At 40.7% G+C, this 25,426-nt stretch carries 26 protein-coding genes and 1 pseudogene; 16 read left to right on the top strand and 11 right to left on the bottom strand.

Annotated elements, in window-relative coordinates; all coding sequences use genetic code 11:
• Window positions 1-50 precede the first annotated feature (50 nt).
• The 5 genes from AC0L6R_RS21210 (at window position 51) to AC0L6R_RS21190 (ending at window position 3,820) form a co-directional block, all read left to right on the top strand.
• Complete coding sequence (locus AC0L6R_RS21210) at window positions 51-1,031, top strand: zinc-dependent alcohol dehydrogenase family protein (protein ID WP_473273027.1); 981 nt, start codon at window positions 51-53, stop codon at window positions 1,029-1,031.
• Between the two features lie 73 nt (window positions 1,032-1,104).
• Complete coding sequence (locus AC0L6R_RS21205; RefSeq protein ID WP_283411140.1) at window positions 1,105-1,527, top strand: hypothetical protein; 423 nt, start codon at window positions 1,105-1,107, stop codon at window positions 1,525-1,527.
• A 138-nt stretch (window positions 1,528-1,665) separates the two neighbouring features.
• On the top strand, window positions 1,666-2,919 hold the full coding sequence (fabF, locus tag AC0L6R_RS21200) for a beta-ketoacyl-ACP synthase II (RefSeq protein WP_473273026.1): 1,254 nt from the start codon (window positions 1,666-1,668) through the stop codon (window positions 2,917-2,919).
• 158 nt (window positions 2,920-3,077) lie between these two features.
• Window positions 3,078-3,257, top strand: a complete 180-nt coding sequence (locus AC0L6R_RS21195; RefSeq protein WP_473273025.1) for a hypothetical protein — start codon at window positions 3,078-3,080, stop codon at window positions 3,255-3,257.
• Between the two features lie 131 nt (window positions 3,258-3,388).
• Window positions 3,389-3,820, top strand: a complete 432-nt coding sequence (locus AC0L6R_RS21190) for a hypothetical protein (RefSeq protein ID WP_473273024.1) — start codon at window positions 3,389-3,391, stop codon at window positions 3,818-3,820.
• Window positions 3,821-4,237: 417 nt separating this feature from the next.
• Here AC0L6R_RS21190 and trpS read toward each other — a convergent pair whose 3' ends face one another.
• Window positions 4,238-5,212, bottom strand: coding sequence for a tryptophan--tRNA ligase (gene trpS / locus AC0L6R_RS21185; protein WP_473273023.1), 975 nt, complete (start codon window positions 5,210-5,212; stop codon window positions 4,238-4,240).
• A 228-nt stretch (window positions 5,213-5,440) separates the two neighbouring features.
• Here trpS and AC0L6R_RS21180 point away from each other — a divergent pair, with 228 nt between their 5' ends.
• Together AC0L6R_RS21180 and AC0L6R_RS21175 are read left to right on the top strand one after the other, a co-directional pair.
• Complete coding sequence (locus tag AC0L6R_RS21180) at window positions 5,441-6,379, top strand: DUF1573 domain-containing protein (protein ID WP_473273158.1); 939 nt, start codon at window positions 5,441-5,443, stop codon at window positions 6,377-6,379.
• Window positions 6,380-6,500: 121 nt separating this feature from the next.
• Window positions 6,501-10,430, top strand: coding sequence for a T9SS type A sorting domain-containing protein (locus AC0L6R_RS21175; RefSeq protein WP_473273022.1), 3,930 nt, complete (start codon window positions 6,501-6,503; stop codon window positions 10,428-10,430).
• 69 nt (window positions 10,431-10,499) lie between these two features.
• Here AC0L6R_RS21175 and AC0L6R_RS21170 read toward each other — a convergent pair whose 3' ends face one another.
• The 4 genes and pseudogenes from AC0L6R_RS21170 to AC0L6R_RS21155 all read right to left on the bottom strand — a co-directional run bounded on the left by AC0L6R_RS21170 (window position 10,500) and on the right by AC0L6R_RS21155 (window position 14,004).
• On the bottom strand, window positions 10,500-10,910 hold the full coding sequence (locus tag AC0L6R_RS21170; RefSeq protein ID WP_473273021.1) for a putative toxin-antitoxin system toxin component, PIN family: 411 nt from the start codon (window positions 10,908-10,910) through the stop codon (window positions 10,500-10,502).
• Complete coding sequence (locus tag AC0L6R_RS21165; protein ID WP_473273020.1) at window positions 10,891-11,118, bottom strand: hypothetical protein; 228 nt, start codon at window positions 11,116-11,118, stop codon at window positions 10,891-10,893. Before AC0L6R_RS21165 ends, AC0L6R_RS21170 begins: the two co-directional genes overlap by 20 nt.
• A 53-nt stretch (window positions 11,119-11,171) precedes the next feature.
• Window positions 11,172-12,212, bottom strand: a complete 1,041-nt coding sequence (locus AC0L6R_RS21160; RefSeq protein WP_473273019.1) for a serine hydrolase domain-containing protein — start codon at window positions 12,210-12,212, stop codon at window positions 11,172-11,174.
• Between the two features lie 587 nt (window positions 12,213-12,799).
• A pseudogene (locus AC0L6R_RS21155) lies at window positions 12,800-14,004 on the bottom strand (acyl-CoA dehydrogenase family protein).
• A gap of 119 nt (window positions 14,005-14,123) precedes the next feature.
• Between AC0L6R_RS21155 and AC0L6R_RS21150 the strand changes: the two are divergent.
• The 8 genes from AC0L6R_RS21150 to AC0L6R_RS21115 all read left to right on the top strand — a co-directional run bounded on the left by AC0L6R_RS21150 (window position 14,124) and on the right by AC0L6R_RS21115 (window position 20,986).
• A complete protein-coding gene (locus AC0L6R_RS21150) occupies window positions 14,124-15,083 on the top strand; it encodes a tryptophan 2,3-dioxygenase family protein (protein ID WP_473273018.1) in 960 nt (319 codons plus the stop codon).
• A 351-nt stretch (window positions 15,084-15,434) separates the two neighbouring features.
• On the top strand, window positions 15,435-16,823 hold the full coding sequence (locus AC0L6R_RS21145) for an MATE family efflux transporter (protein ID WP_283411129.1): 1,389 nt from the start codon (window positions 15,435-15,437) through the stop codon (window positions 16,821-16,823).
• A gap of 120 nt (window positions 16,824-16,943) precedes the next feature.
• The gene (locus AC0L6R_RS21140) at window positions 16,944-17,624 is read left to right on the top strand and encodes a 6-phosphogluconolactonase (RefSeq protein ID WP_473273017.1); all 681 of its coding nucleotides are present in this window, start codon (window positions 16,944-16,946) and stop codon (window positions 17,622-17,624) included.
• A 334-nt stretch (window positions 17,625-17,958) separates the two neighbouring features.
• Entirely contained in the window at window positions 17,959-18,699 is a 741-nt protein-coding gene (locus AC0L6R_RS21135; RefSeq protein ID WP_473273016.1) for an MATE family efflux transporter, read from the top strand.
• 11 nt (window positions 18,700-18,710) lie between these two features.
• Window positions 18,711-19,337 carry an MATE family efflux transporter gene (locus AC0L6R_RS21130; RefSeq protein ID WP_473273015.1) on the top strand — a complete coding sequence of 209 codons (627 nt, stop codon included), beginning with the start codon at window positions 18,711-18,713 and terminating at the stop codon, window positions 19,335-19,337.
• A 62-nt stretch (window positions 19,338-19,399) separates the two neighbouring features.
• Window positions 19,400-19,687 (top strand): hypothetical protein, encoded by a 288-nt coding sequence (locus AC0L6R_RS21125; protein WP_473273014.1) that lies wholly within the window; start codon window positions 19,400-19,402, stop codon window positions 19,685-19,687.
• A gap of 52 nt (window positions 19,688-19,739) precedes the next feature.
• Window positions 19,740-20,177 carry a VOC family protein gene (locus AC0L6R_RS21120; protein WP_283411125.1) on the top strand — a complete coding sequence of 146 codons (438 nt, stop codon included), beginning with the start codon at window positions 19,740-19,742 and terminating at the stop codon, window positions 20,175-20,177.
• 317 nt (window positions 20,178-20,494) lie between these two features.
• The gene (locus AC0L6R_RS21115; RefSeq protein ID WP_473273013.1) at window positions 20,495-20,986 is read left to right on the top strand and encodes a YehS family protein; all 492 of its coding nucleotides are present in this window, start codon (window positions 20,495-20,497) and stop codon (window positions 20,984-20,986) included.
• Here AC0L6R_RS21115 and AC0L6R_RS21110 read toward each other — a convergent pair whose 3' ends face one another.
• Entirely contained in the window at window positions 20,987-21,202 is a 216-nt protein-coding gene (locus AC0L6R_RS21110) for a YwbE family protein (RefSeq protein WP_283411123.1), read from the bottom strand. It abuts the gene before it with no gap.
• Between the two features lie 176 nt (window positions 21,203-21,378).
• Between AC0L6R_RS21110 and AC0L6R_RS21105 the strand changes: the two genes are divergently transcribed.
• A complete protein-coding gene (locus AC0L6R_RS21105) occupies window positions 21,379-21,849 on the top strand; it encodes a hypothetical protein (RefSeq protein ID WP_473273012.1) in 471 nt (156 codons plus the stop codon).
• A gap of 92 nt (window positions 21,850-21,941) precedes the next feature.
• On the opposite strand, the gene AC0L6R_RS21100 is transcribed toward AC0L6R_RS21105, so the two are convergent.
• The 5 genes from AC0L6R_RS21100 to AC0L6R_RS21080 all read right to left on the bottom strand — a co-directional run bounded on the left by AC0L6R_RS21100 (window position 21,942) and on the right by AC0L6R_RS21080 (window position 25,388).
• Window positions 21,942-22,190, bottom strand: a complete 249-nt coding sequence (locus AC0L6R_RS21100; protein WP_283411121.1) for an acyl carrier protein — start codon at window positions 22,188-22,190, stop codon at window positions 21,942-21,944.
• 280 nt (window positions 22,191-22,470) lie between these two features.
• The gene (locus AC0L6R_RS21095) at window positions 22,471-24,369 is read right to left on the bottom strand and encodes a monovalent cation:proton antiporter-2 (CPA2) family protein (RefSeq protein WP_473273011.1); all 1,899 of its coding nucleotides are present in this window, start codon (window positions 24,367-24,369) and stop codon (window positions 22,471-22,473) included.
• An 11-nt stretch (window positions 24,370-24,380) separates the two neighbouring features.
• Window positions 24,381-24,674, bottom strand: coding sequence for an NAD(P)H-dependent oxidoreductase (locus AC0L6R_RS21090; RefSeq protein WP_473273010.1), 294 nt, complete (start codon window positions 24,672-24,674; stop codon window positions 24,381-24,383).
• Complete coding sequence (locus AC0L6R_RS21085; RefSeq protein WP_473273009.1) at window positions 24,577-24,942, bottom strand: NAD(P)H-dependent oxidoreductase; 366 nt, start codon at window positions 24,940-24,942, stop codon at window positions 24,577-24,579. Before AC0L6R_RS21085 ends, AC0L6R_RS21090 begins: the two co-directional genes overlap by 98 nt.
• An 11-nt stretch (window positions 24,943-24,953) precedes the next feature.
• On the bottom strand, window positions 24,954-25,388 hold the full coding sequence (locus AC0L6R_RS21080) for a (4Fe-4S)-binding protein (protein WP_283411118.1): 435 nt from the start codon (window positions 25,386-25,388) through the stop codon (window positions 24,954-24,956).
• Between the last annotated feature and the right edge of the window lie 38 nt (window positions 25,389-25,426).

Genomic DNA, 25,426 nt, shown 5'->3' with positions numbered 1-25,426 from the left:
ATATTCTTAGTTAAATTACTAGAAACAGCCAATTTGAAATTTAAGAAGCTATGATAGAAGTGATTTTTGAAAAGACAGGAATGCCTGAGGATGTTTTACAGGTCAAAGAATCGCCTGCTCCTGAGCCACAGCCACATGAGGTTCAGATCCAGGGAAAAGCAAGAAATATCAACCCTTCGGATCTGATGTTTATTCAGGGGAAATATGGAATTCAGCCTAATTTACCTAGTAGTGCAGGTTTTGAAGCAGCTGGAATTGTTAGCAAATCTGACGAGGAAGGAAAATTCCCTGTTGGAACCCGAGTAATGTTCACTGCGCAAGGTACAAATACCGGCACTTGGAAAGAATATATTACCCTGCCCGCCACGCAGGTGATTCCTATGCCTGAAGGAATGTCTTTTGAAATAGCATGTCAAGCCTTTGTCAACCCTGTGACTGCAGTAGCGATGGTGAATAAATCTGAATTGAAAGAAGGAGAATGGCTGCTACTTACAGCAGGAGCATCAGCATTTGGAAAGTTCACAATTCAAGTCGCTAAAAGTAAAGGAATCAAAGTCGCTTGTACTGTTCGTCATGATGAGCAGAAAAAGTATCTGTCTGATCTTGGGGCAGATCTGGTGGTAAACACCGAGAAAGAAGATTTGAAAAAGGTAATCAGTGAGGTTACTGGTCAAGGTGTTTCTGCGGTATTTGATGCAGTAGGGGGAGAATTAGCTGCCAAAGCCCTGACTTGTATAAAGCAATTTGGGAAGATGTATTCATTCGGTGTATTAAGTGGTGAACCAATGCCGTTAAACACTGGCTTGATGATTTTCAAGGAAGTTTCAATTGAAGGATTTTGGTTGAGTAGCATTTTGAAAAGAATCAGCAATGAAGATAGGGCTAAACTTTATAAAGAAACCCAGGCTTTTCTGATGGATGAAGATTCCAAAGTTGAGGTAGAAGCGTCATTCCCTCTTACAGAAGTAAAGGCTGCTATTGAGGCTTACAATAAGCCTGGTAGAAATGGAAAAATCCTTTTGGTAAGTTAATTTCTTTGAAATAGTTCTTCATAAAAAAAGGGATTTCCCATCTTTGCACTTCAAATCAAAAAAACAGAACGGAATGAATTGGGATACGCTGGATAAAGAGCTTACCGAAATAGTCGAAAAAAGAAATCAATTAGCCGCTATGGATTATAGCGATGAGAGTTATGACGATCTTGAAGAAGCGCTTCATGACTTGGAAGATGATTTCAACGAAAACTATGAGGACAGACTTGAAACTGAAATTGAGAAAATTCAGGATAAGCTGAAGTCTGATACAGATATTCTTTTGCCAACAGCTTACATAGCAAATGTTTACAAGCCGCTTCTTCCTGATGCAAATGGCATTATTAGCTATGAAGTTTCAGGTCAGCAGGGAGTACCGATTGAGTCTGAGCAGTTTGATAAGCAGGATGTTCGAATCGTTTTGATTCCAAACCCAGCGCGCTTTGTGATGCTGATTAATGGAAGACAGTTAAAGGACCTTTGGAGAAGCAGATAGATTAGTATCAATACATAAGTATCAAAATGTTAGATTTTAGAAACACGAGTCTAAATAAAAAATAGGAATAAAGTAAAGAACCTGGTCAATAGCCGGGTTTTTTCATTCATAAAGGAGTTTTTTCAGATATAGTAAAAGATGAATTCAAAGAGAGTAGTAATCACAGGTTTAGGAGCGTTGTCTGCTCTTGGTAACGATGTAAAGTCCAATTGGCAGAATGCCACAGAAGGAAAAAGCGGGGCAGGTCAAATCACTTATTTTAATCCGGAGAAATTCAAAACCAGATTTGCTAGTGAATTAAAGGATTTTGATCCTATGCTCAGGCTTGATCGCAGTGACATTAAACGGTCTGATCTTTTTACCCAATACGCTTTATATGTTGCCGCTGAGGCCATGGAAGATTCTGGATTGGATGTTTCCAAATTGAACTCCCCATTTGATGCAGGAGTGATCTGGGGTTCGAGCCAAGGTGGTATGAACACACTTGAAAAGGAGCTGAACGAGTTTATAGCAAATGATCGCTCACCTCGTTTCAATCCTTTTTTCCATCCAAAATTCCTAGTGAATATGGCTTCGGGAGTGATCTCCATGAAGTATGGCCTGATGGGAATCAATTACACTGCAGTGACAGCCTGTGCTTCATCGAATAGTGCGATCATGGATGCTTTCAACTATATCAAATGGGGAAAAGCTAAAGTGATGATTACCGGTGGGTCAGATGCGCCAATCACAGAAGCCTCAATGGGAGGTTTTAATGCGTTGAAAGCGCTTTCTACACGCAACGATGATCCCTCCGCTGCTTCTAGACCTTTTGATGTGGACAGAGATGGATTTGTGATGGGAGAGGGAGCTGCAGCTTTGATTCTTGAAGAATATGAGCATGCTAAAAATCGTGGAGCCAAAATCTACGGAGAGGTAGTCGGAGCGGCAATGACCGCTGATGCGTACCATTTAACAGCCACGCATCCCGAAGGAGCTGGCGCACTGCAATGCATGAAATTTGCTTTGGAAGAGGCAGGCTTGACCATGCAGGATGTCGATTACCTGAACGCGCATGCGACTTCTACCCCTACAGGAGATTTAAGCGAAATCAAAGCAATATCTGCCCTGCTTGATGGGAAGTATGATAACTTACATATCTCTGCTACTAAGTCCATGACAGGTCACTTGCTGGGAGCTGCCGGAGCTATAGAAGCGATCTTTTGTGTCAAAGCAATCAATGAGGGAGTTGTTCCTCCAACGATCAATACGGAAACATTGGATCCTGCCATTCCTCAGGGAATTCAGATTGTTACCAAGGCTGCTATCAAGAAAAAAGTGTCTGTTGCCTTGAGTAACACCTTTGGCTTCGGTGGACATAATGCTTCGGTGATCTTTAAGGAGTTTGTTTAGAACTTCAAACCTTTGGGAACCTAAAGACCCCAAAGGTTTATTTTTTTTTACCGCCAAGTCGCGAAGGATGCGAAGAACTCCGCAAAGGATTAAGGGGTCTTTTATGATTGAGTGTCAGACTGATCGTGCCGTTGGCACTCTCATTTACCTGAGACTTCTTGTTAACCCTGAATTTCGCTTCGCTGGATTCAGGGTTATTACTATTTGTGCCTTTGGCACAGCTTTTCGGCTGGGTTTTACTCTTGCCAATGGTAAGGCCTGTAAATGGCCAGAATGAAATTCTGGGTAGGCAGATTGCCAAAGGCACTATCTGTAATTCCATTGGAGGAATAGGGTGAGCTGATTATGTTTTTTTTAGGTACTAATTTCTTTTTTAGTTTTAGGTTGGCTATATTATTTCAGAAATTCAGAAACGAGTCAGGTTTTTTGGTTTTCGAGGCATAAACTATCCAGCCTAGCGTAGTGTGAAATGGACTTTTTACTGTATCCTTTTATGGAAATCACCTATCCTAAACAATTAGCTATTGGCTACTACGCAGCTGGTTTTATCGCAATGCTTTTATATACTATAGGGAAGATATCTATAGTGCCGATTGCCATTGGACTTACTTTATTTGCATTATTTTTTACTATAAAAGCGTTCTCTGTATTTTTCGCCAACCCTGAATCGTCTGCAGTGAACTTCTTGATTTACTTCGGAATTGCGATTCAAATCGCCCTACAAAATGCCTTGCTTTTCGGTCATGAGTATAGATATATCCTTTTGAATTCCTCTTTGATAGTATGCGTAGCCGTTTTTGTTTTGATCTATAAATTCAACAAAAGTAAAACTCTGATTCCTTTAAATATTGTGGCTAGTATATTTACTTGTTCGATAAATCTTTTTGTAAATAATCAGTAAGCGGTTGAATGTGGAGTTTTTTTGAACTAGAGTGCAAACAGTAATTTGACGAACTCAACAAAAGTTTTTTTTTACCGCCAAGTCGCGAAGGACGCGAAGAACTCCGCAAAGGATTAAGGGGTCTTTTATGATTGAGTGTCAGACTGATCGTGCCGTTGGCACAACTGTTAAGTTGCATGTTTTAATTCTCTTGCCAATGGTAAGGCCTGTAAATGCCCAGAATGAAATTCTGGGTTAGTATGATCGGTGAGGTAGACAGAGTGCCAAAGGCACGATTAGTAATAGAAATAAAAATGGCTTCGTCAGATGTTGACGGAGCCATTTTCATACATAAGACACCAAACCTTGGAGGAGACCCTTCGACTTCGCTCAGGGTGACATTATGGAAGTGTTGAAACATTGCGTCGCAAGGAGAACTTACTTAAACCCCAGCTTCACTCTCACTTTATCCAACAATTCTGCGCCAACGGCCTTGGCCTTTTCTTCCCCTGCTGCCAATCTTATTTCGATTTCTTCGGGATGATTCATATAGAAATCAAAAAGCTCCCGTTCTTTTTTATATTTATCGAGGATTAGCTGCAATAATTCTTTTTTCGCATGGCCATAGCCATAGTTTCCGCCTTCGTAGTTAGCTTGCATCTGTTGGGTTTGCTCAGTTGTACCAAGCAAACTATAAAGTTTGAAGACATTATCAGTATCAGGATCTTTTGGTTCTTCCAATTCTTTGCTGTCGGTCACGATACTGTTTACATTTTTCTTCAGTGCTTTTTCCGGCAGGAAGATATCAATGAAGTTATTGTAGGACTTACTCATCTTCTGGCCGTCTGTGCCTGGAATGGTTTTTACCACTTCGTCGATTCTAGCTTCTGGAATTGTCAGGATATCCTCGCCTACGATTCTATTGAACGTAGAAGCAATATCCCGGGTCATTTCCAGGTGCTGCATCTGATCTTTTCCTACTGGAACCAAATCCGCTGAATACAGTAAAATATCAGCTGCCATCAAAACCGGGTAGGTGAATAGTCCCGCATTCACATCAGAAAGTCGCTCAGCCTTATCCTTGAAGCTATGCGCATTTGCAAGCATTGGGAAAGGAGTGAAGCAGTTCAGGTACCAAGTCAGTTCCGCTACCTCAGGTCTTCTAGACTGTCGATAAAAAGTCGTGTTTTCTATATCCAAGCCGAAGGCAAGCCAAGCTGCAGCGACTGCAAGCGTGTTTTGCTTGCGAACCTCGCCATCCTTTGAAGTGGTAAGGGAATGCAAGTCTGCAATAAATATGTACGACTCCTCCTTGTTCTGTTTAATCAATTCAATTGCAGGGACAATCGCGCCTAGGATATTTCCTAAGTGTGGTCTTCCGCTGCTTTGAATGCCTGTTAATACTCTTGCCATTGGTCTGATTTTGCTGCAAATTAAGTAAAACAGTCCTGAATACGTTTGAAATTATGCGTTAATTGCGGGTATGATTAGATTAGAAAAGTCCCTTTATACCCTCTTATTTCTGTGTTTTTTCTCCCAACTCACACAGGCTCAAGAAACTATAACTCCCAAATTGATCTGGGCTGTCAATAAGGTGGATTTGGGTACAATCTTGGAAGAGCAAGGGCCACAGGTCGCAGAATTCGAATTTACCCACACCCAGCTGATTCTCTTTTTTACATTGAGACCGTAGTGACTGATTGTGGTTGCACCACTGTAGAATACACTAAAGATACCCTGGTCGTAGGGGAAACTGGGATTTTAAAGGTTTCTTTTGATCCTTCCTCAGGCGCTGGATTTTTTTCTAGAATGATTGTAGTAAAAGGGAATCTTCAAGATGTGCAGGATACGCTTTACATTGAGGGCAATGCGATCCCAAGAGCTAGTGATCCTGTGGGGACATATAGGACAAGAAAAGGGGATCTTGGCTTTCGATTGGAGAAAATCAATGTCGGTGAAGTCTTTACCAATGTGCCAAAACTGAAGCAAGTGGAGGTCTTTAATTTTGGTAAGACTCCATTCTACAAGGATAGTCTGACCTATGTCGGACCTGAATATATACAAGTAAAGCAACTTACAGACTCCATTATGCCGAATGATCGCGGGTTACTTCAGGTGGCTTATAATGGAGCGATGAAAAATGATTTGGGCTATTTCGAAGATCAGGTTTCACTTACTTGGCAGGATTCTACCGGATTTATTGCTTTGAGTGTATTGGCGGATATTTTCGAATATTATGCCCCTTTTTCTAAGGATGATTTGAAGCAAGTTCCTCAACTGGTAATTGATCCTAAGGAAATCGATTTGAAGACAATTAAAAATTCTGCAATTCAGGAAAAGGAAGTTCTATTGACCAATAAGGGAAGAGAGCCTTTGGAAATAAAGAAGATTCAAGGCAATTGTACTTGTCTGAAGCTTGAGATTCCGAAGACTACTCTGGATCCAGGAGAATCAATATATCTCAAGGTGACTTTTGACCCAAAAGGAAGACAAGGAATAGATCAGCGGAATATTTACATCTTTAGTAATGATCCCTTGAATCCTGTTCAGTTATTTCTATTAAAAAGCAGGGTGGAATAGCCTTACATTTCAGGCGGTTAGATTCTTTTAAATAGATCAAACTGAGCGATATTTTGTGCTACTTCCTGTATTGCAAGCAATTATCGTTTAGCTTTGTTTAGTTTACTTTTATTGTTTAACCATGAAAAAGCATCTGCTATTTAGTTTTGGATTGTTGATTTGCTTGACTTTTATGTCTCTGAAAGTCACTGAAGTAAACCCTTATAGAATCTACCCCTATTTGCAAGTTTATGGAGAGGGAAAGATGCAGCTAACTTGGTTTGGTAATTCATTGACTTCCAGTGTTATTAAGCTTGTTGGGGATTCAGGAAACGTTCTGTATGAAGGTGAAGTCACTGGCGAACCTGTCCCTAATATTTACTATACGTCCCAGGAGAAAAGTCAAGTACTTACAGGTTTGGAGCAGGGGAGTTGGATAGAAAGTGACGAGGTCTTTCGCTACAGGATACCAATAGACCTACCTGCAGGTACAGCGGTAAACTATTTGGTTACTTTAGGAGGAGTAGCCTATGACGGTGCTTTTACCATGCCAGCTTCCAAGTCTAATTGGGAGAAAATTAGATTTATGGCATTGGCGGATTCTGAGACTGAACCCAGAGGAAGAGTAACCAACAGAGCTTGGTATCCAGGAAATCCACTATTCCGACCCATAACTACTGTCCCAGAACTTTGGAAGCAAAAGTTTGGAAGTACCATTGAGCAAGGGATTGAGATTCCAAATTACATGTTGACAGAGCAAGTTGGCTATAATGAAAACCTGAAAGTCATAAATTCCCGAAACCCGAACTTTATCCTAATGCCGGGTGATTTGGTACAAGGGGCTGGATATCAGCCTGGCTGGGACGAATTTTTTAGACAGAATGCAGGGAGTATGGGGAAGGGCCTGTCTAGCTATGCGATCATACCTGCACTTGGCAATTGGGAGTCTTATGGAGCAATCAGCGGAGGGTACGGAACCAATGAGAGGGGTGAATTTCTTCCGGTCGTAGGCAGGAACCGTTTTCATACCTATTTCGAAACCCCAATTGAAGATCCGCTTCAAAAGCATAAAAAAAGCTACTATCGTGTGGATTATGGGCCAGTAACTATTTTGACTCTGGATTCCAGCAACGGTACACCTGATCAAACTGCCGCAGATTTTGACGGGCAGCCTAAGCTTACGGGAAAACAATACACTGAGCCTGGCACTGATACTCAGGAAAACTATACGCTGGCACAATACAATGCTGCAGGAGGAAAAGATCTGAGCAGTTTTGGGCCAGGATCTGACCAATATATTTGGCTGGAAGAAAATCTGAAAGATGCCAGTGAAAATGGTCAGTTAATCTTTGTACAATATCACCACATTGCTTTTTCATCAGGCGAGCATGGTGTGCCGTTGAATCATGAGCTTTCTATTGGCCAAGTTGGAACACCGATGCGCATCTTGAATCCTATGTTGGAAAAATATGGTGTAGTTGCTGTTTTTTCAGGACATGATGAGTTGTTTGAACGAAGCTTTGTAGATGAAGATAATGATGGCAAAGGCATTATGTATTACGATGTAGGCGTAGCTGGTGATGGTCTTCGGGGGGAAAAGAGAGATTGGTTGGGTAATCCATTTAATACGCTCGATTACAATCCTTATCGAAAATGGTCCGCAGACCAGAGTTCTTTGGAGCAGTGGGATACCTCGGGCGCTAATCCCGTTTTAGTTGATGGAGGGAAACACTATGGGCATTTAGAAGTGAATTTGGAGAAAAAGGTAGAGGGAGATCAGGAGTTTGCTATAGTCAATTTTACACCCGTATATATTTTTCCAGTATTAGATCAAAACTACAATCTGCAGAAGGTAGAACGTCGGGTTTATAAAGACGAGGTAAGTCTGAAAATACCTTTGAGGAAAACTGAAGCTAAGCCTGTTGTAAAAGATAGGGTAGAGCTGGTGCTTAACGCTGAAGGGAAGGCTACCTTAAAACCAGAGCAGGTTTTTACGAATTGGCCTATAAGTTCGATTTACACCGTAACACTGAGTAAGTCAGATTTTTCATGCGAAAACCTAGGCGCTCAAGAAGTAACGGTAATAATCAAGGACGATAAGGGGAATACGTGGGAGGATAAAATTGAAGTGGTTGTTCAGGATAAATCAGCGCCTGTGGTGCAAACAAACAATCTGGAAGTTGAACTTGATTTAACAATTGGTCAACTCGAATTGAATCCAGAGGATTTTATTCAATCAATATCTGATAATTGTGCTGTAAAAGAGGTGACTATCAGCAAAACCAAAGTCACCTGTGAGGATGTAGGAAAAGAGCTTACGGTTGAGCTAGGAGCTGTCGATTTCTCTGGAAACGTCACAGAAAAAAATGCCACTGTATTAGTAAGGAGTTTTACTTCTAGTCCAGTAACCATCACAGGTTCAGAATCCATTTGTGGTGGCACAAAGCAAACTCTGACTTTGAATTCGGAAGCTCCCTTTGAAGTGGTAAGATGGAGAAAGAATGGAACAGAAATTTCAGGTGCTACAGGAGAAACCTTGGAGATAGAAGGAGCTGGAACTTACAAGGCTGTTATCAGATACGCAGGAGCTTGTCTTTTTGAGACGGATGAATTCATTGTTAAAGCGGCTAATACTACTCCGGTTACTATTACCGGTTCAGAATCCATTTGCGGGGGAACAAAGCAAACTTTAACCTTAAAGTCAGAAGCCGCATTTGAGGTGGTGAAATGGCGAAGAAATGGAACGGAAATTTCTGGAGCAATAGGAAAAACTTTGGAAATCGAAACTGCAGGAACTTATCAGGCTATAGTAAAGAATGGTGGAGGATGTTTAGTTGAAACTCCCAATTTCATTGTAAAAGAAGCTAGTTCCACTCCAGTGACCATCACAGGTTCTGAGTCTATTTGTGTTGGTACTAAGCAAACGCTTACGCTCAAGTCAGAAGCTGCATTTGAGGTGGTGAAATGGAGAAGAAATGGAACGGAAATTTCTGGAGCAACAGGAAAAACTTTGGAAATCGAAACTGCAGGAACGTATCAGGCAATTGTTAGAACTGCAGGTGGATGCCGAGTTGAAACTCCTAATTTCATTGTAAAAGAAGCCAATTCAACTCCAGTGACCATCACAGGTTCAGAAACTATTTGTGTTGGCACAAAACAAACCCTGACTCTAAAGTCAGAAGCTGCTTTTGAGGTAGTGAAGTGGAGAAGAAATGGAACTGAGATTGCTGGAGCTACTGGGAAAACATTGGAAATCGAAAGTGCAGGAACCTATCAGGCAATTGTTAGAACTGCAGGTGGATGTCTTGTTGAAACAGCAGATTTCATCGTGAAAGAAAGCGCCAGTGCAGCAGTTTCAATTAGCGGTCCTGCTGCTATTTGCGCTGGAGACAATCAGATGTTGACATTGGCCTCAGAAGCCGAATTTGAGGTGGTAAGATGGAGAAGAAACGGAACAGAGATTACTGGAGCTACCAATAAAACCCTTGAAATAGAAGAGGGTGGAAGTTACCATGCGATTGTTAGACTTGCGGGTGGTTGCCTTGTTGAAACGGAGAAATTTGTTGTGGAATCAGCTGCTAAACCAAGTGGAGAGATCATAGTGGACGGAAATATTCTGAAAGCTCCAGAAGGTAATTTTACCTATCAGTGGTTTAGAAATGGAGAAAAACTGGAGGGAGAAACGAAGCAGAAACTCACTGTAAATCAAATGGGAGAATTCAGCGTGGAGTTGACCAACGAGGCTGGCTGTACGACTCGCCTTGTGCCAGTTATTATGACTATTTCAGGCATTTTCAATCCAGGGATCCTAGTGTCTGAGGAATTGAAAATCTATCCTAATCCTGCTTCATCCCAAGTTGAAATTCAAGCCTTGGGAGATTTGAAATTTGCCGAAAATTCTATGCGAATTTATGATAATAGCGGCAAGGAAGTTAGTTCCAGTGTGGAGTTGATCCGTCAGAGTTCAAGATCTGTCACCCTAGCGATACCTAGACTTTCAGCAGGAACTTATGTGATCATGGTAGAAAGTCAGAATAGCGGAGTGTTTGTAGGAAAGATGATTAAACAGTAGGAATACAAATACCATTTAAAAAGCCTCACAAAATGAGTTTGTGAGGCTTTTTTCGTCATGATTGAAAACCTATTTATGATTTTCCCAGTATTCTTTTGGCGTAACTATTCTAGTGTCTTTAAAGCTTTTCATTGTAAAATCATTTGTGTTACCTGTTATCAAATAATCTGCTTTTGATATCTGTGCCAACTCTAAAAGTCGGTTGTCAGGCTCATCCTTGATGATTTTCAATGTGTCGTTTGGATCAGAGATTTCTGATATTTCGCTCAATCTTGCAATTAGAAAATCGGCGTTTGTTTTAAAATCATAAAATCTTGCGAATTTGGGACGACTAAGGACTTCAGTATATTCTTGAAGTATTTGACTTGATAGACAAATTATAGCATTTCCTTCAATGCAATGCTCAAGAATTAAATAAGGGTAATTTTTTTGGATTAAGGCAGAGACGATTACGTTCGCATCAAGAATTACTTTTTGCATTCCTGTGAGCGTTTATTTCTTCATCAATTTCCTCCAGTGTCATATTGGAAAGCCCATATTTGTTAGCTAACTGAACGCTTTTTTCTAATGTCTGCTTTGTAATCTTTTTTCCGACGATTTCGATAAGTTCAGAAAAAGACAACGTGTTTTTATCAAGACCTAATTGGTCGAATTCAGAATCAGATAGTAGGAGGTTTAGAGATTTCATAACACTTAGGTTTAAGTTCTAATTTACGTTTTTTTTCCTTACAGGTTGACAATCTATTCTTTTCTGTCCTTCCTCACTATTTTCACAACACGGTTATAGATTATTTCTGCCAAGTTCCAGTCATAGCCATCAAAGTTGGTGGTATTGTTAAACTGGATAATGACGGTATCAATGTCTTTGTGGTATTCTGCAATACTCTGATATCCAGGAAGCAAACCGGTATGTTCATAGACATAAATCTCTGAATAGATCTCCTGTTCGCCTTCTTTGAAAACGGAGCCATCGTTTAATGCCCGAAGGAAAATGCCCACATCTTCCGCGGTAGCGAGCATTAAGCCAGTGTCTTCCGTCTTGAAGTCTTGGTCAACTCCCACATAATACCCACTCATTACTTCATCCATATCCACCTCATTAAGTGAAGTGTAGGTATTCTTGAGCCCAAGCGGAGTCAATATCTCCTCCCGGATAAATTGCTGATGAGGATAGCCTACGGTTTTATCAATTAGATCAGAGATCAACATGTAGTTTGTATTGGAATAGCCATAGCTTTCACCGGGTTCAAAGTCGGCGGGTAAATCCAATCCATAAGCCAAAGTCTCCTCTTTGTTCTTGGGAGGATTAGTCCAATAATCTGGATGATCTACAAAGTTTGGAATGCCAGATCTATGCTGCACCATCATTCTCAGCGTGATTCTATCCGAATTCTCTATCCTTCCTGCCAGTTCCGGAAAGTATTCAGCTACAGTTTTGTCCAAAGACAAACGCCCATCTTTGACCAGTTTGGCAACAGAAACGGCAACATAAAGCTTGGTGATACTGGCAATCTTAAATAGTGCCTCAGGATAAGCAGGTATTTTCTTTTCCCGATCATGCCAGCCAGCGGCATAAAACTCTGGGGACTTACCACCCTGATCCACATAAACAATCATCCCATCAAACCCCTGATCAACTCCTTCTTCTAACTGTTCCTGCACTGAATCGGGTAGAGGTACTATCCAAGCCTTCACCAAAGGCCATGGAACAAAATACAGGGAACCTATGCTTGCAAGAATAAATAGGATTCGGAAGATTTGTTTGATTTTGGGGGAGGGCATGATGTTTTAGGGGTTAATACTCACCTGAATCGTTTTTCGAATTGTCCTGAAAACTATTGAGTATTGGTGTCATTGAAGATGGTTTATTTAGAAATTGGATGTTTAAATTCCAATTGTTTCTATTTTTAATAGTAATGCCCAAAATATTGTTCCTATGATCATTAACAAATACAACCTAACCCACCAAGTAAAGGAAGTTGAGTTATAATATTTGTTATAAAATTGGGTGAATACAAAAGAAAGCAACCATGAACCAATAAATTGAAAAACAGTATTGCCTAAAGTCTTTTTTAGTTCTAATTGATTAGCGAATAAGAGTGAAAAAAATGACAATATTACTAAGCCAGATATTATTGCTATTCTTCTTTTCTCTAAAGACAAATTCCTGAACTGTTTAAAGTATTTAATCATTTTTAGTATTGTTAGTCAACCTTATAAATAGTGACCCTAATCTCATGAGTTTGATAATTTAGGTTTTTAAATGATCCACAAAGTGTATGAAAAGTCGAATTTATCTTACTTGTCAAAATTTAGAGCCCTTCTTCGCGCCCTCCGCGTTTCCCTCCGTGACCTCCGCGGTTAAAAACCTACACAAAAGCAGGAATCCCCGTAATCTCCTGACCCAAAATCAACAAGTGAATATCATGTGTTCCTTCATAGGTAATTACGGATTCCAAGTTCATCATATGACGCATAATCGGATATTCTCCTGTGATGCCCATTCCACCATGGATTTGTCTTGCCTCACGGGCGATATTGAGCGCCATTTCCACATTGTTGCGCTTGGCCATGGAGATATGGACAGTTTTGGCTTTTCCCTCATTCATCATCTTGCCGACTTTCCAGGCGAAAACTGAGCTTTGGTGATTTCGGTAAGCATTTCAGAGAGTTTCTTCTGTACAAGTTGAAAACCTGCGATGGGTTTACCGAATTGGATACGCTCAGCGGCGTACTTTCTCGCAGACTCATAACAGTCCATCGCAGCGCCGATCGCTCCCCAAGCGATTCCAAATCGTGCAGAATCCAAGCACATCAGTGGAGCACCCAAACCTGATTTGCCAGGAAGAAGATTTTCCTTTGGCACTTTCACATTATCAAAAACCAATTCTCCCGTACAGGAAGCGCGAAGAGACCACTTCCCGTGAGTTTCCGGCGTGGTGAACCCTTCCATTCCCCGCTCCACGATCAAACCATGAATTCGGCCTTCTTCATTTTTTGCCCAGACCACTGCGATATCCGCTTCGGGAGAATTTGAAATCCACATTTTGGCACCATTCAGCAAGTAATGATCACCCATGTCTTTGAAGTTGGTCACCATGCCAGATGGGTTGGAGCCGTGATCTGGCTCAGTAAGTCCAAAGCAGCCCAGCATTTCACCAGAAGCTAGTTTTGGCAAGTATTTGTTTCGCTGTTCTTCCGAACCGAATTTATAAATAGGATACATTACCAACGAACCCTGCACAGAGGCCGTCGAGCGCATACCTGAGTCACCCCGTTCGATTTCCTGCATGATTAAGCCATAGGCAATATAATCCAAGCCACCACCTCCATATTGCTCAGGAATCTGCGGTCCAAATGCTCCCACATCGCCGAATTTCTTGACGATTTCGCTAGGGAAGTGAGCCTTTTGAGCCCAGTCTTCTATGTATGGAGAGATCTCTTTTTTGACAAAATCCCGGATGGAAGATCTGATCAATTTATGCTCATCAGTAAGCAAATCATCAAGGTCTAAAAAATCAACGCCCTCGAAGGTATCTTGCTTTAATGACTTTCGGATTTCAATTGACTCCATGGTTTTTTTGGTTTTATAGAATGAATCTGTGACTTTTGTCGGGATTTTAAAAATCCAGAGCTGATCCTAATTAAACGGATCGCTCACGAAAATACTACCTTTTTGTCCTAAAAGTACTTATGGAAGAGTCCCAATTTGACCCCAAGATATTAGATAAAATTGAACTGCTTCAGCAGAAATTTAAAGCTTCCGGTCAGGATATGCTTTCTTACTTGGAAGGTTTGCAGTATGCGGATTATTTGGCCTACTGGGACTATATCAATTTGGATGTGTTGCTTTCCCTACAGCAGCCGAAGACTTCTTTCAAAGACGAAAAGATCTTCATTATTTATCATCAGATTACGGAGCTTTATTTTAAGTTGATTATTTCTGAAATGGAGCAAATTTCAGATTTACAGCCGATTACAGAGCAATTTTTTAAGGCAAGGCTGGAGCGTATCAATATGTACTTTGATCAGTTGATTGGTTCTTTTGCTATGATGTGGAAAGGGATGGAGCAGGAGCAATTTCTCAAATTCCGAATGTCCCTGCTTCCTGCCAGTGGGTTCCAAAGTGCACAATATCGGGAGATAGAATTGATGGCTGCGGATGCATTTAACCTCGTTGCATTGGATAAGCGAACTGATCCTGATTTCCATACTCCGACGGATGAGATTTTTGAAAACCTGTATTGGCAGCAGGGGGCGGTTGAATTGGCGACTGGCGAGAAAACGCTGACGCTAAAGAATTTTGAAGCGAAGTATAGCAAGAAATTAATGGATCTCATCGATGCCTATAGACGCAAAAATCTATGGCAGAAGTACATAGATCTTCCTGATCCTTCAGCTGAATTGACGGAAGAGATGAAGCAGTTTGATCTGAAGGCAAATGTTTTTTGGCCACTGGCGCATTACAAGTCTGCAGTTAGATTTCTACAGAGAGATCCCGTGGATATTGCGGCTACTGGTGGCACCAACTGGCAGAAATACCTTCCTCCGCGCTTCCAGAAGGTAATTTTCTACCCTGAACTTTGGACTGAGCAGGAAAGAGAAGACTGGGGCAAAGGTTGGGTAGTGAAGGAGATTTTTGGGGAAGAGTAGGTTTTAGAGTAGCATGATATAAGTAGCAAGAAGCAAGACGCTAGAATCAAGACCTTTGCAGAAGGTGTCAATTCTAACATGAGCGAAGCCTGAAGGGATAAAAGGAATATAGTTTCATAGGTATTGGCTTTGTTGGGAATCCTCGTATGTGTGAAATTTTTAAGAGGGAGTTGTCCTATAAGATTTGTGAAGAGCCTCATGGATTTCTAGGCGTTTAAGTTTTACGTGACCTTAAGTCTAATGAAGCTGGGTGTTTTATAAGGATTTACATTCTTCTGACGGTTCAAATTTCTGATTCCAGAATTTTACTAGCATCTTAGGATATCAAGTGAAAAGCTAGATTTTGGATTCATGAGTAAAAAGTCAGATTTGTCCCAAGGGAATTTAATACGGAGCCTTTTTACCTTGGCTTGGCCGATTATTATGGCAAATATTCTGCAGACTGCCTATCAGCTAATTGATACTTTTTGGCTGGGGAGATTAGGCGCAAACGCTGTAGCTGCAGTGAGTATTAGTTTTCCGATATTATTTCTGGTGCTATCTCTTGGCGCTGGACTTACCTTGGCGGGAACAGTTATCGTTTCCCAATATAAAGGAGCCGATGATCAGCGGATGATAGATTTTAGTGCTTCGCAAACCGTTTTAGTGATCTTCTTTGTCTCTGCCATGCTGGCAGTTTTAGGCTACGTTGGTGCTTCACCCTTAATGAATTTGGTTGGTGCAGGGCCAGAAACGCTGGATGATTCGGTTAAGTATTTCCAGGTTTCATCCTTTGGGTTCGTCTTTCTCTTTATGTTTTTCACTTTCCAGTCGCTGATGCGAGGCATTGGAAATGTGTTGATGCCGATGTATATCGTTTTGGGTACCGTTCTGCTAAATCTGGTTTTAGATCCACTTTTCATTTTTGGGTTTGGATCCATTGAGGGCTATGGAGTAGCTGGTGCAGCTGTGGCGAGTATTATCACGCAGGGCTTATCTGCTCTCGTAGGAATTGTGATTCTGTTTCGTGGTAAAAAAGGGATTAAAATCCGACTTGCTGACATGAAACCAGACTTCCAGTGGATCAAGCGTATGTTTGAATTGGGGATTCCAGCCAGTTTGGAGCAATCCTCTCGCTCCGCAGTCTTGACGGTATTGGTGATGTTGGTTACGAGTTTTGGTAGTGGGGTAGTTGCTGCTTATGGAATTGGAGCAAGGATTTTGAGTTTGGTAATTGTTCCGGCGCAAGGATTAGCCATGGCGACGACGACCATGGTAGGTCAGAATATTGGAGCTTCTAAAATTAAGAAAGCCGAAAGTATTGGAAATCTAAGCGTAAAAGTCGCCTTCTTTGGCCTGACTGGAATTGGCCTTTTATTATTTGTTTTTGCGGAGAATCTAACGGCATTCTTCGTCCCCAATGATCCTGAAGTGATCAGAGACGGAGCAACTTTTATAAGAATTATGGCACCTAGCTTTGGTTTGCTTGGTGTCAACCAAGTTCTGAATGGACTCTTCAACGGAGCAAGATTTACCCAAGCTTCCTTATTGATTTCCATTTTTAGTTTGTGGATCGTGCGCTTTCCTACAGCATTTGTGCTTTCTCAGAAAACAACGCTGGCTTTTGAGGGGATTTGGTGGGCTTTCCCAATTTCCAATTTTATAGCAGCATTGGTTGCCTTTATTTATTTCAAAACCGGCCATTGGAAAATACGGACGATCAGACATCGAGGTGATTGGCTCGGAACGGGAATAGGTTGAAATTTTGAACTATCAGGATAACCTCAATTGAAAATCAACTTATTTTAGTCATCACTTACATTCATTTTCACATACTAAAGCTAGATCATGAAGCTACATAATTGCAAAAACTACCAAGAAATGTCTCAGCTAGGAGCTGAGCTCGTTCATGCAGAGGTTGAGATCAATCCTGATTTGCTTTTTTGCGCAGCAAGTGGAAATTCCCCCGCTGGATTGTATGAATTGATGGTGGAAAAACAACTCGATTCACCTGGCTTTTTCGATTGGATGAATGTGATCAAACTCGATGAGTGGGTGGGATTGCCCAAGGATTCCACATTTACTTCCGAATATGATATTCAGGAGAAGTTGGTCAAAAAATTGGGGATAAAGGATGATAGATACTTCTCATTTGATGTGGAAACAGGTGACCCGGAGTCAGAATGCGATAGGATTCAGGATAAAATTGTTGAATTCACTGGCATAGATATTTGTATTCTGGGGATAGGTATAAATGGTCACATCGCGTTAAATGAGCCTGAAGATTATCTTCAACCAGAATGCCATGTAGCCAATTTGCATCCGGTTACTTTAGCAAGTGGAATGATTGAGAAAGTTGGAATTCCCTTAACTCAGGGAATGACTATGGGGATTGGAAATATTATGGCTTCGAAAATGGTCATTCTCTTTATCACTGGAAAGGGCAAAAAGCAGGCTTTGGATTTATTAATGGAAGGAAAAATCCGGACAGACCTGCCCGCTTCAGTTCTCTGGCTTCACCCAAATGCGCATGTAATCGTGGATAGGAAGTCGGTTCATTGAAAAATCTGGATACCCTCAAAGATGGCTTCAGCCAAAATCCCTTTGCTCATTCTGTTAGGTGACCGAAGACGGGTGACTCCCGCACTGGCGGAAAGACTGACGCGGCCTTAGCGATAGTGTTGACCAATACTTATAGTGCCTTGGTCTCTCTGCTTGCAGAAAAGCAGATACTCAAATTATGGGATAGAGCAGTTGATTGTAAAAAGGGAAGCCATGGCTAAAAGCGACAAAAACTGTCTGATATGCGTTTGATAATTCTTTAATAACTCTTAGAGTTTTTCGATCAGCGGAAATTTCCTTTTATTTCGCCCCTCATTATTTTTCCAATTTTCAAATGACCTGGCAATTAATAAAAGATGCCCTGCGTGGAAAAGAGCAGGATTTCACTAGTCTTTCCCTTAAAACGGCAATTTTTGTACTTGCTATTCCCATGATCCTCGAGATGATGATGGAGTCAGCTTTTGCAGTAGTTGATATCTTTTTTGTAGCCAAACTTGGCGAGCATGCCATTGCTACGGTTGGATTGACTGAGTCCGTTGTGGTGTTGGTTTATGCCATGGGATTTGGTATAAGCATGGCAGCGACTGCCTTAATTTCCAGAAGATTTGGTGAAAAAGAATACTTCGAGGCGGGAGCTGCAGCTTTTCAATTGCTAATTGTTGGTGGAGCTATTTCTATTGTACTTGGAGTGCTAGGTTGGATCTTTGCCCCAGACATTCTGGGTTTGATGGGAGCAGAGCCAAAAGTGATAGAAACCGGAGTCAATTATACCCGAATTATTTTTGCCGGAAATACTGCCATTATGCTCTTATTTCTTCTGAATGGAGCATTTCGAGGGGCAGGCCAAGCACATCATGCGATGCGATCACTTTGGATTGCTAATGGCCTGAATATGATTTTGGATCCAATTCTGATTTTTGGAGTTGGAAATATTGAAGGTTTTGGCTTAGAAGGAGCAGCAATTGCGACGACTTTTGGTAGAGGAGTTGGTGTAGTTTATCAGTTGTTTCATCTATTCAATGGAAAGCACAAGCTGAAAATCCTGAAGGAAAACATTGTGATCTCCTGGAAATAATCAAGAGAATCATGGAAATAGCAATTGGTGGAATGGGGCAATTTCTGATTGATTCCGTGTCTTGGATTGCGCTAACTCGGATGAACGCTGAGTTTGGATCTGCCTCCTTAGCTGGATTTACTATAGCATTTAGAATATTGATTTTTACACTTTTACCTGCTTGGGGTTTATCTGGAGCTGCATCTACTTTGGTGGGGCAGAACTTGGGTGCCAAGCAACCAGATCGTGCTGAGAAAGCTGTTTGGTTAACCACCAGATACACGGTGATTTTCATGGCATCAGTCACAGGCATTTATCTGCTTTTTAATCAGCAATTGGCTGGATTCTTCACCTCTATTCCCGAAGTGCAGTCAGTAGCCGCTCAAGGACTTTGGGTGGTCGCGCTTGGTTACGTTTTCTTCGCTGTTGGTATGGTGCTGACACAGGCTTTCAATGGGGCAGGAGATACCAAAACACCTGCTTGGATCAACATAGGTGTACTTTGGTTTATTGAAATTCCGCTAGCTTATGTGTTGGCTTTTCCTTTAGGATTGGCTCATTTGGGGATTTTCATTTCCATCGCATTTAGCCATAGTTTCCATTCTGTAGTTTCTCTTTATTTCTTTAGAAAAGGCAAATGGAAGCTAAAGGAGGTTTAAAAGCCGGGTCAAGTCAGGTGATTTTGTTAAATTAAATGGCCTCTACAGCAAAATCTACAGCTATGGAATTTGAACGACGTATTCTACAGAAACTTGTCCTTGCTCTTAGCAATGCTAGTATTGGTCCACTTCCTACTGATGAATATTTGATCGAAAGAATCAGGGTTAGAATGAAGGGCTTACAAAATCCTAAAGTTGATAATAAAAACAACGAGATAAGCTTTGCCAAATTTACTTCTCCTGTTTGTTTTTCCGCGGCTGCTGAAGTGCAGGCAGATTACCGAACTGATACTACTTTCTTCTCCCAAATTGATATTTACATTGACGAATTAATTCAAAAACAGTGCTGATAACCTTCAGCCAAACAGCATTAAAATTTTATCCATTATAACCCTAAACACTATGACTACTTTAAACACTTATCTGACCTTCGAAGGAAACTGTGAGAATGCCTTCAATTTTTATCGCTCTGTTTTCGGAGGAGAATTTGCCCATGTGGGAAGATTTTCTGACATGCCCGCTGACCCCACTTATCCTATTGGAGATGAGTTTAGAAACCAAATCATGCATATCAGTTTGCCTATAAGCAAAGAATGTATTTTGATGGGATCTGATACAGGAGGGCATGGTGGTCCTTTAACTGTGGGTAATAATTTCTCTATTTCTATTAACACTGATTCAAAGGAGAAAGCTGATGCCTTTTTTACGAAGCTTTCCGCCGATGGAAAGGTGACAATGCCTATGGCAAGTACTTTCTGGGGAGATTATTTCGGGATGCTTACTGATCGATTTGGAATTAATTGGATGATTTCTTTTGCTGAAGCTGCTCCTCAGAGTTGATCAGGCGTTCGATATCTAATTCAATCCAGCTTGGCACATGACAATCCTACAAACCTGTATTGATTGATTGGCGCAAGTCTTCAGACTTGTGCCTATTTTAATGCAGTCTTCAGATTGTTGTATGAAACTGAAATAGAAGTCAGAAGACTTCATTATTGTGGGTCCAAGCCCGCCTGTCGTCGGACAGGTCAGAAGACTTGAACCAGAAAACATCCCAATTTGTGGCTTTTAAGTCATACTAGATTTTATCTGACTGAATTTTTGAATAACATTTCATTGCTAATTTCCAGGCAGCAATTCCTAATTCATCCTTACCTTTGAGTTACACTCAGCAAAGAGCATTCATGACAAATTCAGATATTTTACGGACCATTCGGTATATTTTCAATTACAAAGACCCTGAAATGGTAGCCATTTTTAAAGCCGGAGGATTGGATCTAAAGCGGGAAGAGGTTGCAAATTTTTTGAAAAATGATGACGAGGAGTATTTCCAAGCTATTATCGATAAAGACCTGGCGGCTTTTTTGAACGGTTTTATTATTGACAAGAGAGGGAAAAAAGATGGTGAAGACCCAAAGCCTGAAAAGTCCTTAAATAACAATATCATTTTTAGGAAACTTCGAATAGCCCTGAATTTGAAGGAAGACGATGTGCTTGAAATTCTCTCTTCCGTAGGTATGCATATCAGTCCACACGAGTTGAGTGCCTTCTTTAGAAAGCCTAGCCAATCCCAATACAGACCTTGTAAAGACCAAATTCTCAGGAATTTCTTAAATGGGTTGAAAAAGAAACATCGTCCAACGGTCTAGTTAGTCTTCGACAAAGACATCTACTACTCTTCCCACTTCTCCGGTATCCAGCATTACTTTGATCCCATGGTGATGTGTTGGAGAGGAGGTTAAAATTCGCTTGACGAAGCCTTCGGTGAGTTCACCAGATCTTTGATGGTGTTTTTGTACAATGGTGACTTCGCTGTCGATTTGAATGTTTTTTCGGATGGTTCCAGACAGAGTTTTCTTTTCCATTTTGAATTTGTCGGGTTTGTAGGTGCAAGTTACTCTGCTTAGTTAGAATGCCAGTATAAATTTGAGAGTAGATTTTTTGTAGCGCTATGCAGCTAGGTCACGTAATAGTTATATCCCGTATATCCTGATTTTCTTTATTTAATCAGTGGACTTTTCAAATAAACCGACCTTTGTATATGAAAACAAACCTGCTTCCTCTACTCGCTATTGTTTTGTTTATCATCAGTTGCAAGGATAATGATGATGTCAATCCCGAGGTATTGACCCAGAGTCATTGGCAAAAAGTCATTGAATACAAGACTGATGATCAGTCCTACGATATTATTTATTCCATTGAATTCAAGTTAGATGGTGAGGTGTATGCTGAGGTTTTTGCCAAGGATATGGAGACTGGGAGTGTGTTAGGCTTTCTGGAATATTATAATGGCAACTACCAAATTGTTGAAAATAAAATAACAGTTTCTATTTCAGAACATTACATTAACATGGGTGGAACGATGTTTTCGGACAAAGAAGGGCTCAGCTTGCAGGATCAAGGAAATCTATCCAGAGAATTTCAACTCAGAAATAAGAATAAAGAGCTCCATACCATTATGCCACCTTATGCAAGCTCCTTAGGAATTATTTATACTAGAGTAGAGAAGTAAGGTTGTTTACAGTTTCATTACTCAGAACAAAAAAAGGGCTGATTCCTATGGAAGTCAGCCCTTTTAAGTTGGTTTAGTTTTCAAAACACCCATCAATTGTCTTGGGGGATGTTTACAAGTAACGCTATCAAATCCTTCGGCGTATGTACAGTACCTAGTTTTTCATCCTGAAAAATCACCTGAAGCTGATATTCCAATTCGAAAATCAGACCATTAATAAAGACTTGATCCATGTTCAATTGCTGTACAAAGTCCGCATTTTTTTGCTGACCTGTCAAAGTGATACCATAGGAGTGAAATACTTCGATGGCTTTTTTTAGTAGTGTAAAGTGTTGGTTCATAGTGATGTGTATAGAAGTGAAAAGTTAATAGCTATATGGAATTCTAATCACTGTCACTTAAAACAGAAATCGTGTATCTAAGTTCCCAGTATTTGAAATAACGTGATAAACTGAATATTGCTACTTCAAACTATAGATTTAACAATTTATAGCTTTGTTAATTTTCACACTCAATCTGTTGGCGGGTTAGAAAATGATTTCTATTCTTAACATCTACGAATACAAGATGTTTTTTGGATTGATGGATAAAAATGAATGGGATACGCTCTACAAGATCTTCTTACTCTGAAGTTTTTACGTCTGAGTTTACTGCTTCCTTGATAGAGTCACTATCCCAAGTATGGTCATTCACTGAGAATTTTCTCATCAATTCACCATTTAATAGACTTTCCTGCATTTCTATTTGCTGTCTACTTTTGGTGATATACTCATCCCTGTTGTCTTTGAAGTTCACCAATACCTTCAAAGCACCTTCATCGTAATCCCGGAATTGTTTTGCCAAACGATGAACTGTATGAGCACGGAAACCGAGCTTTTTCAATACGTCTTCTCCCATTTTGATAGAAGTATCTAAGTGTTCACGGTAGATATTTTTCACCCCCATTTCCATGAGTTCAAAAGCATCATATCGGTTTTTTGCTCTGATCATAACTTCCAAATGTGGAAATTCCTCTTTGCAAAGTTCTACCAGTTTGATGCTATATTCCGTGTTGTCAAGTGCTGAAATCAATATTGATGCATCCATGACTCCTGCTGAAAGCAAAAGATCTGCACGGGTGCCATCGCCAAAATATACTTTGAACCCCATTTTGCGAAGGTACTCTACGCGGTCAGGGTCTGCATCCAGAATGGTTGCCTCCACACCATTCGCCCTTAGAAATCTTCCCAGAGTGGACCCGAAATGACCAAATCCTACTAGTATCACCTTGTTGTGCTCGTCGATGCGATCCATTTCTTTTTCAATCACTTGATCTTTTCTATTTAAAGTAGGAAGGATGACTTTGTCGAGAATAACCATCAGAATAGGAGTGATAGTCATGCTCAATGCGGTGACAGCCATCAGTGTATCGGAAATGGACTGATCGAATATCCCCAACTGAAGTGCGAAAGCATATGTCACAAATGAGAATTCTCCGACTTGCGAAAGGCCAATTGCACAACTCAGATTATCAGCTGGTCTAAGTTTTTTTGACTTTCCTATGATTAGCAAGATGATTGTTTTCAGAACAATTATTCCTAAGGTCAAAGAAATGACGGTGGAAGCATTATTGAATATCAAACTGAAATTAATCGTAGATCCAACAGCCATAAAAAATAGCCCTAAAAGCAATCCTTTGAACGGCTCTAAGTCGGATTCTAGCGCGTGTCGGTATGGCGAATTGGCTAGGATAACTCCCGCCAAAAATGCTCCCAAGGCAGGGCTTAGTCCCACAAGCTCCATCAAAAAGGAAATTCCTACTACGATCAATAAGGCGGATGCTGTGAATAATTCGCGGAGTCTACTTTTAGCAACATAATTTAGCAATGGGCCAAACCCGAATTGACCAAGAAGAACTACTATTCCAATCGCACCAAAAATAGACAAAGTTTGAGCCCAACCGGGTAAGCTATCTATCAATCCATGCATCTCTGAAGCATTGGATGCCGGAATAGGGTCACCGACTATCAGTAATGGTAAGATTGCTAAAATTGGGATGACAGCGATATCTTGCATCAAAAGCACACCAAAGGAAAGCTTCCCGATTGGACCGTTCATTTGATTTTTTTCTTTGAGAGATTGCAGCACAATAGCGGTGGATGAAAGTGCCATTGAAAGTCCAATCGCGAGGGAGATCTGCCATTGGACTTGCAATAGAATTCCTATTCCAAATACCAAAGCAGAGGTAATCAGCACTTGACTCAACCCGACTTTTAGAATCAACTGACGCATTTTCCAAAGATTCTTGGGCTCTAATTCCAGACCTATCAGAAATAGCATCATTACCACTCCAAACTCTGTGGCATGCATGATATCTTGGCCTTGGCCTTCATTGGTAATAAAGCCAAGCAAGTAGGGGCCGATCAGGATTCCTGCAATCAAATATCCAAGCACCGAGCCCATTCCAAGTTTTTTGGCAACAGGTACACAGATAATCGCAGCAATAATATATAGGATGGCATTTACCAAAAATCCATTCATGAGTTTAGATATTAGAGATTTTTAAGGTAAGAGAGGTCAGCTGCGTCTCGAAGTTCTAGGAGAAATTCCCGATAGGAATTTGCTTTTTCCTTGAGATCAAGGGCGGAGATTTTATGAGTTCCAGCCACTTGGAAAGGAGGTAAATAAGTCATGTTACACAATCTTGCAGTTTGCTCAAATGGCCTTAGAAAGTCTTCAATTTTATACTTATTTCTTCCATCGTATTGATACGCTTCCTGAGATCCACCTGAAGTGATGGCATTTGCGATGTATTTTCCTTTGAGATAAATACCTCCTGGTCCCATACGCCCAGCCAAACTCCAACACCAGATCTATCCACTGCTTCATGAGCGGAGGACAGGAATACCAATAAATAGGATGATGCCAAATGACTACCTCAGCCTCAAAAAGTGCTTCTTGCTCAGCTTGAATGGAAATATTGAAATCAGGATATAGTTCGTATAAATCTCGAATTTCAATGTTTTCAATTCCTGAAATAGCTTGAATTAACGCTTGATTTACCTCGGAATGCTCAAATTTAGGGTGGGCAAAAAGAACAAGTACTTTACGCATCTATACTGCCTTTATCCTTGGAAATTAATTTTCTTATGTGTGCCATCACAGAAAGGTTTGTTTTGACTGGAACCACATCTGCAAAAAGCTGAGACCTTACTTTGGTTTTTGATATGACCATTAGGGAGCTTAACCTTCAGGTTTCCATAGACCATCAAAGGACCGTTAGGCATTACTTCCACCAATTGCTCAGACATCACATCTCCTGAGCTTGTTTCTTTTTCTTCTTTGAAATAGTAGCCAAGTGCACCACTTGGGCATTTATCTATTTGCTTTACAATTTCCTCCGTACTTGCTCCATCTGCTTTTACCCAAGGTCTTTTTTCAAAATCAAATACAGAAGGGAGGCCTTTGACACAATTTTTGGAATGAATGCATTTATGTGGTTCCCAAGTGATGGTAACTTCTCCGTTGGAATACTCTTTATGAATAGGGGTATCTGACATAATTGGATTAAAAACTGGAATGTTTAAGATTTACAAAT

The organism is Algoriphagus sp. 10J20-15, assembly GCF_055809615.1.
Note: the sequence above shows the minus strand (reverse complement) of the source record. Positions and strands in the feature narration are given on the sequence as shown.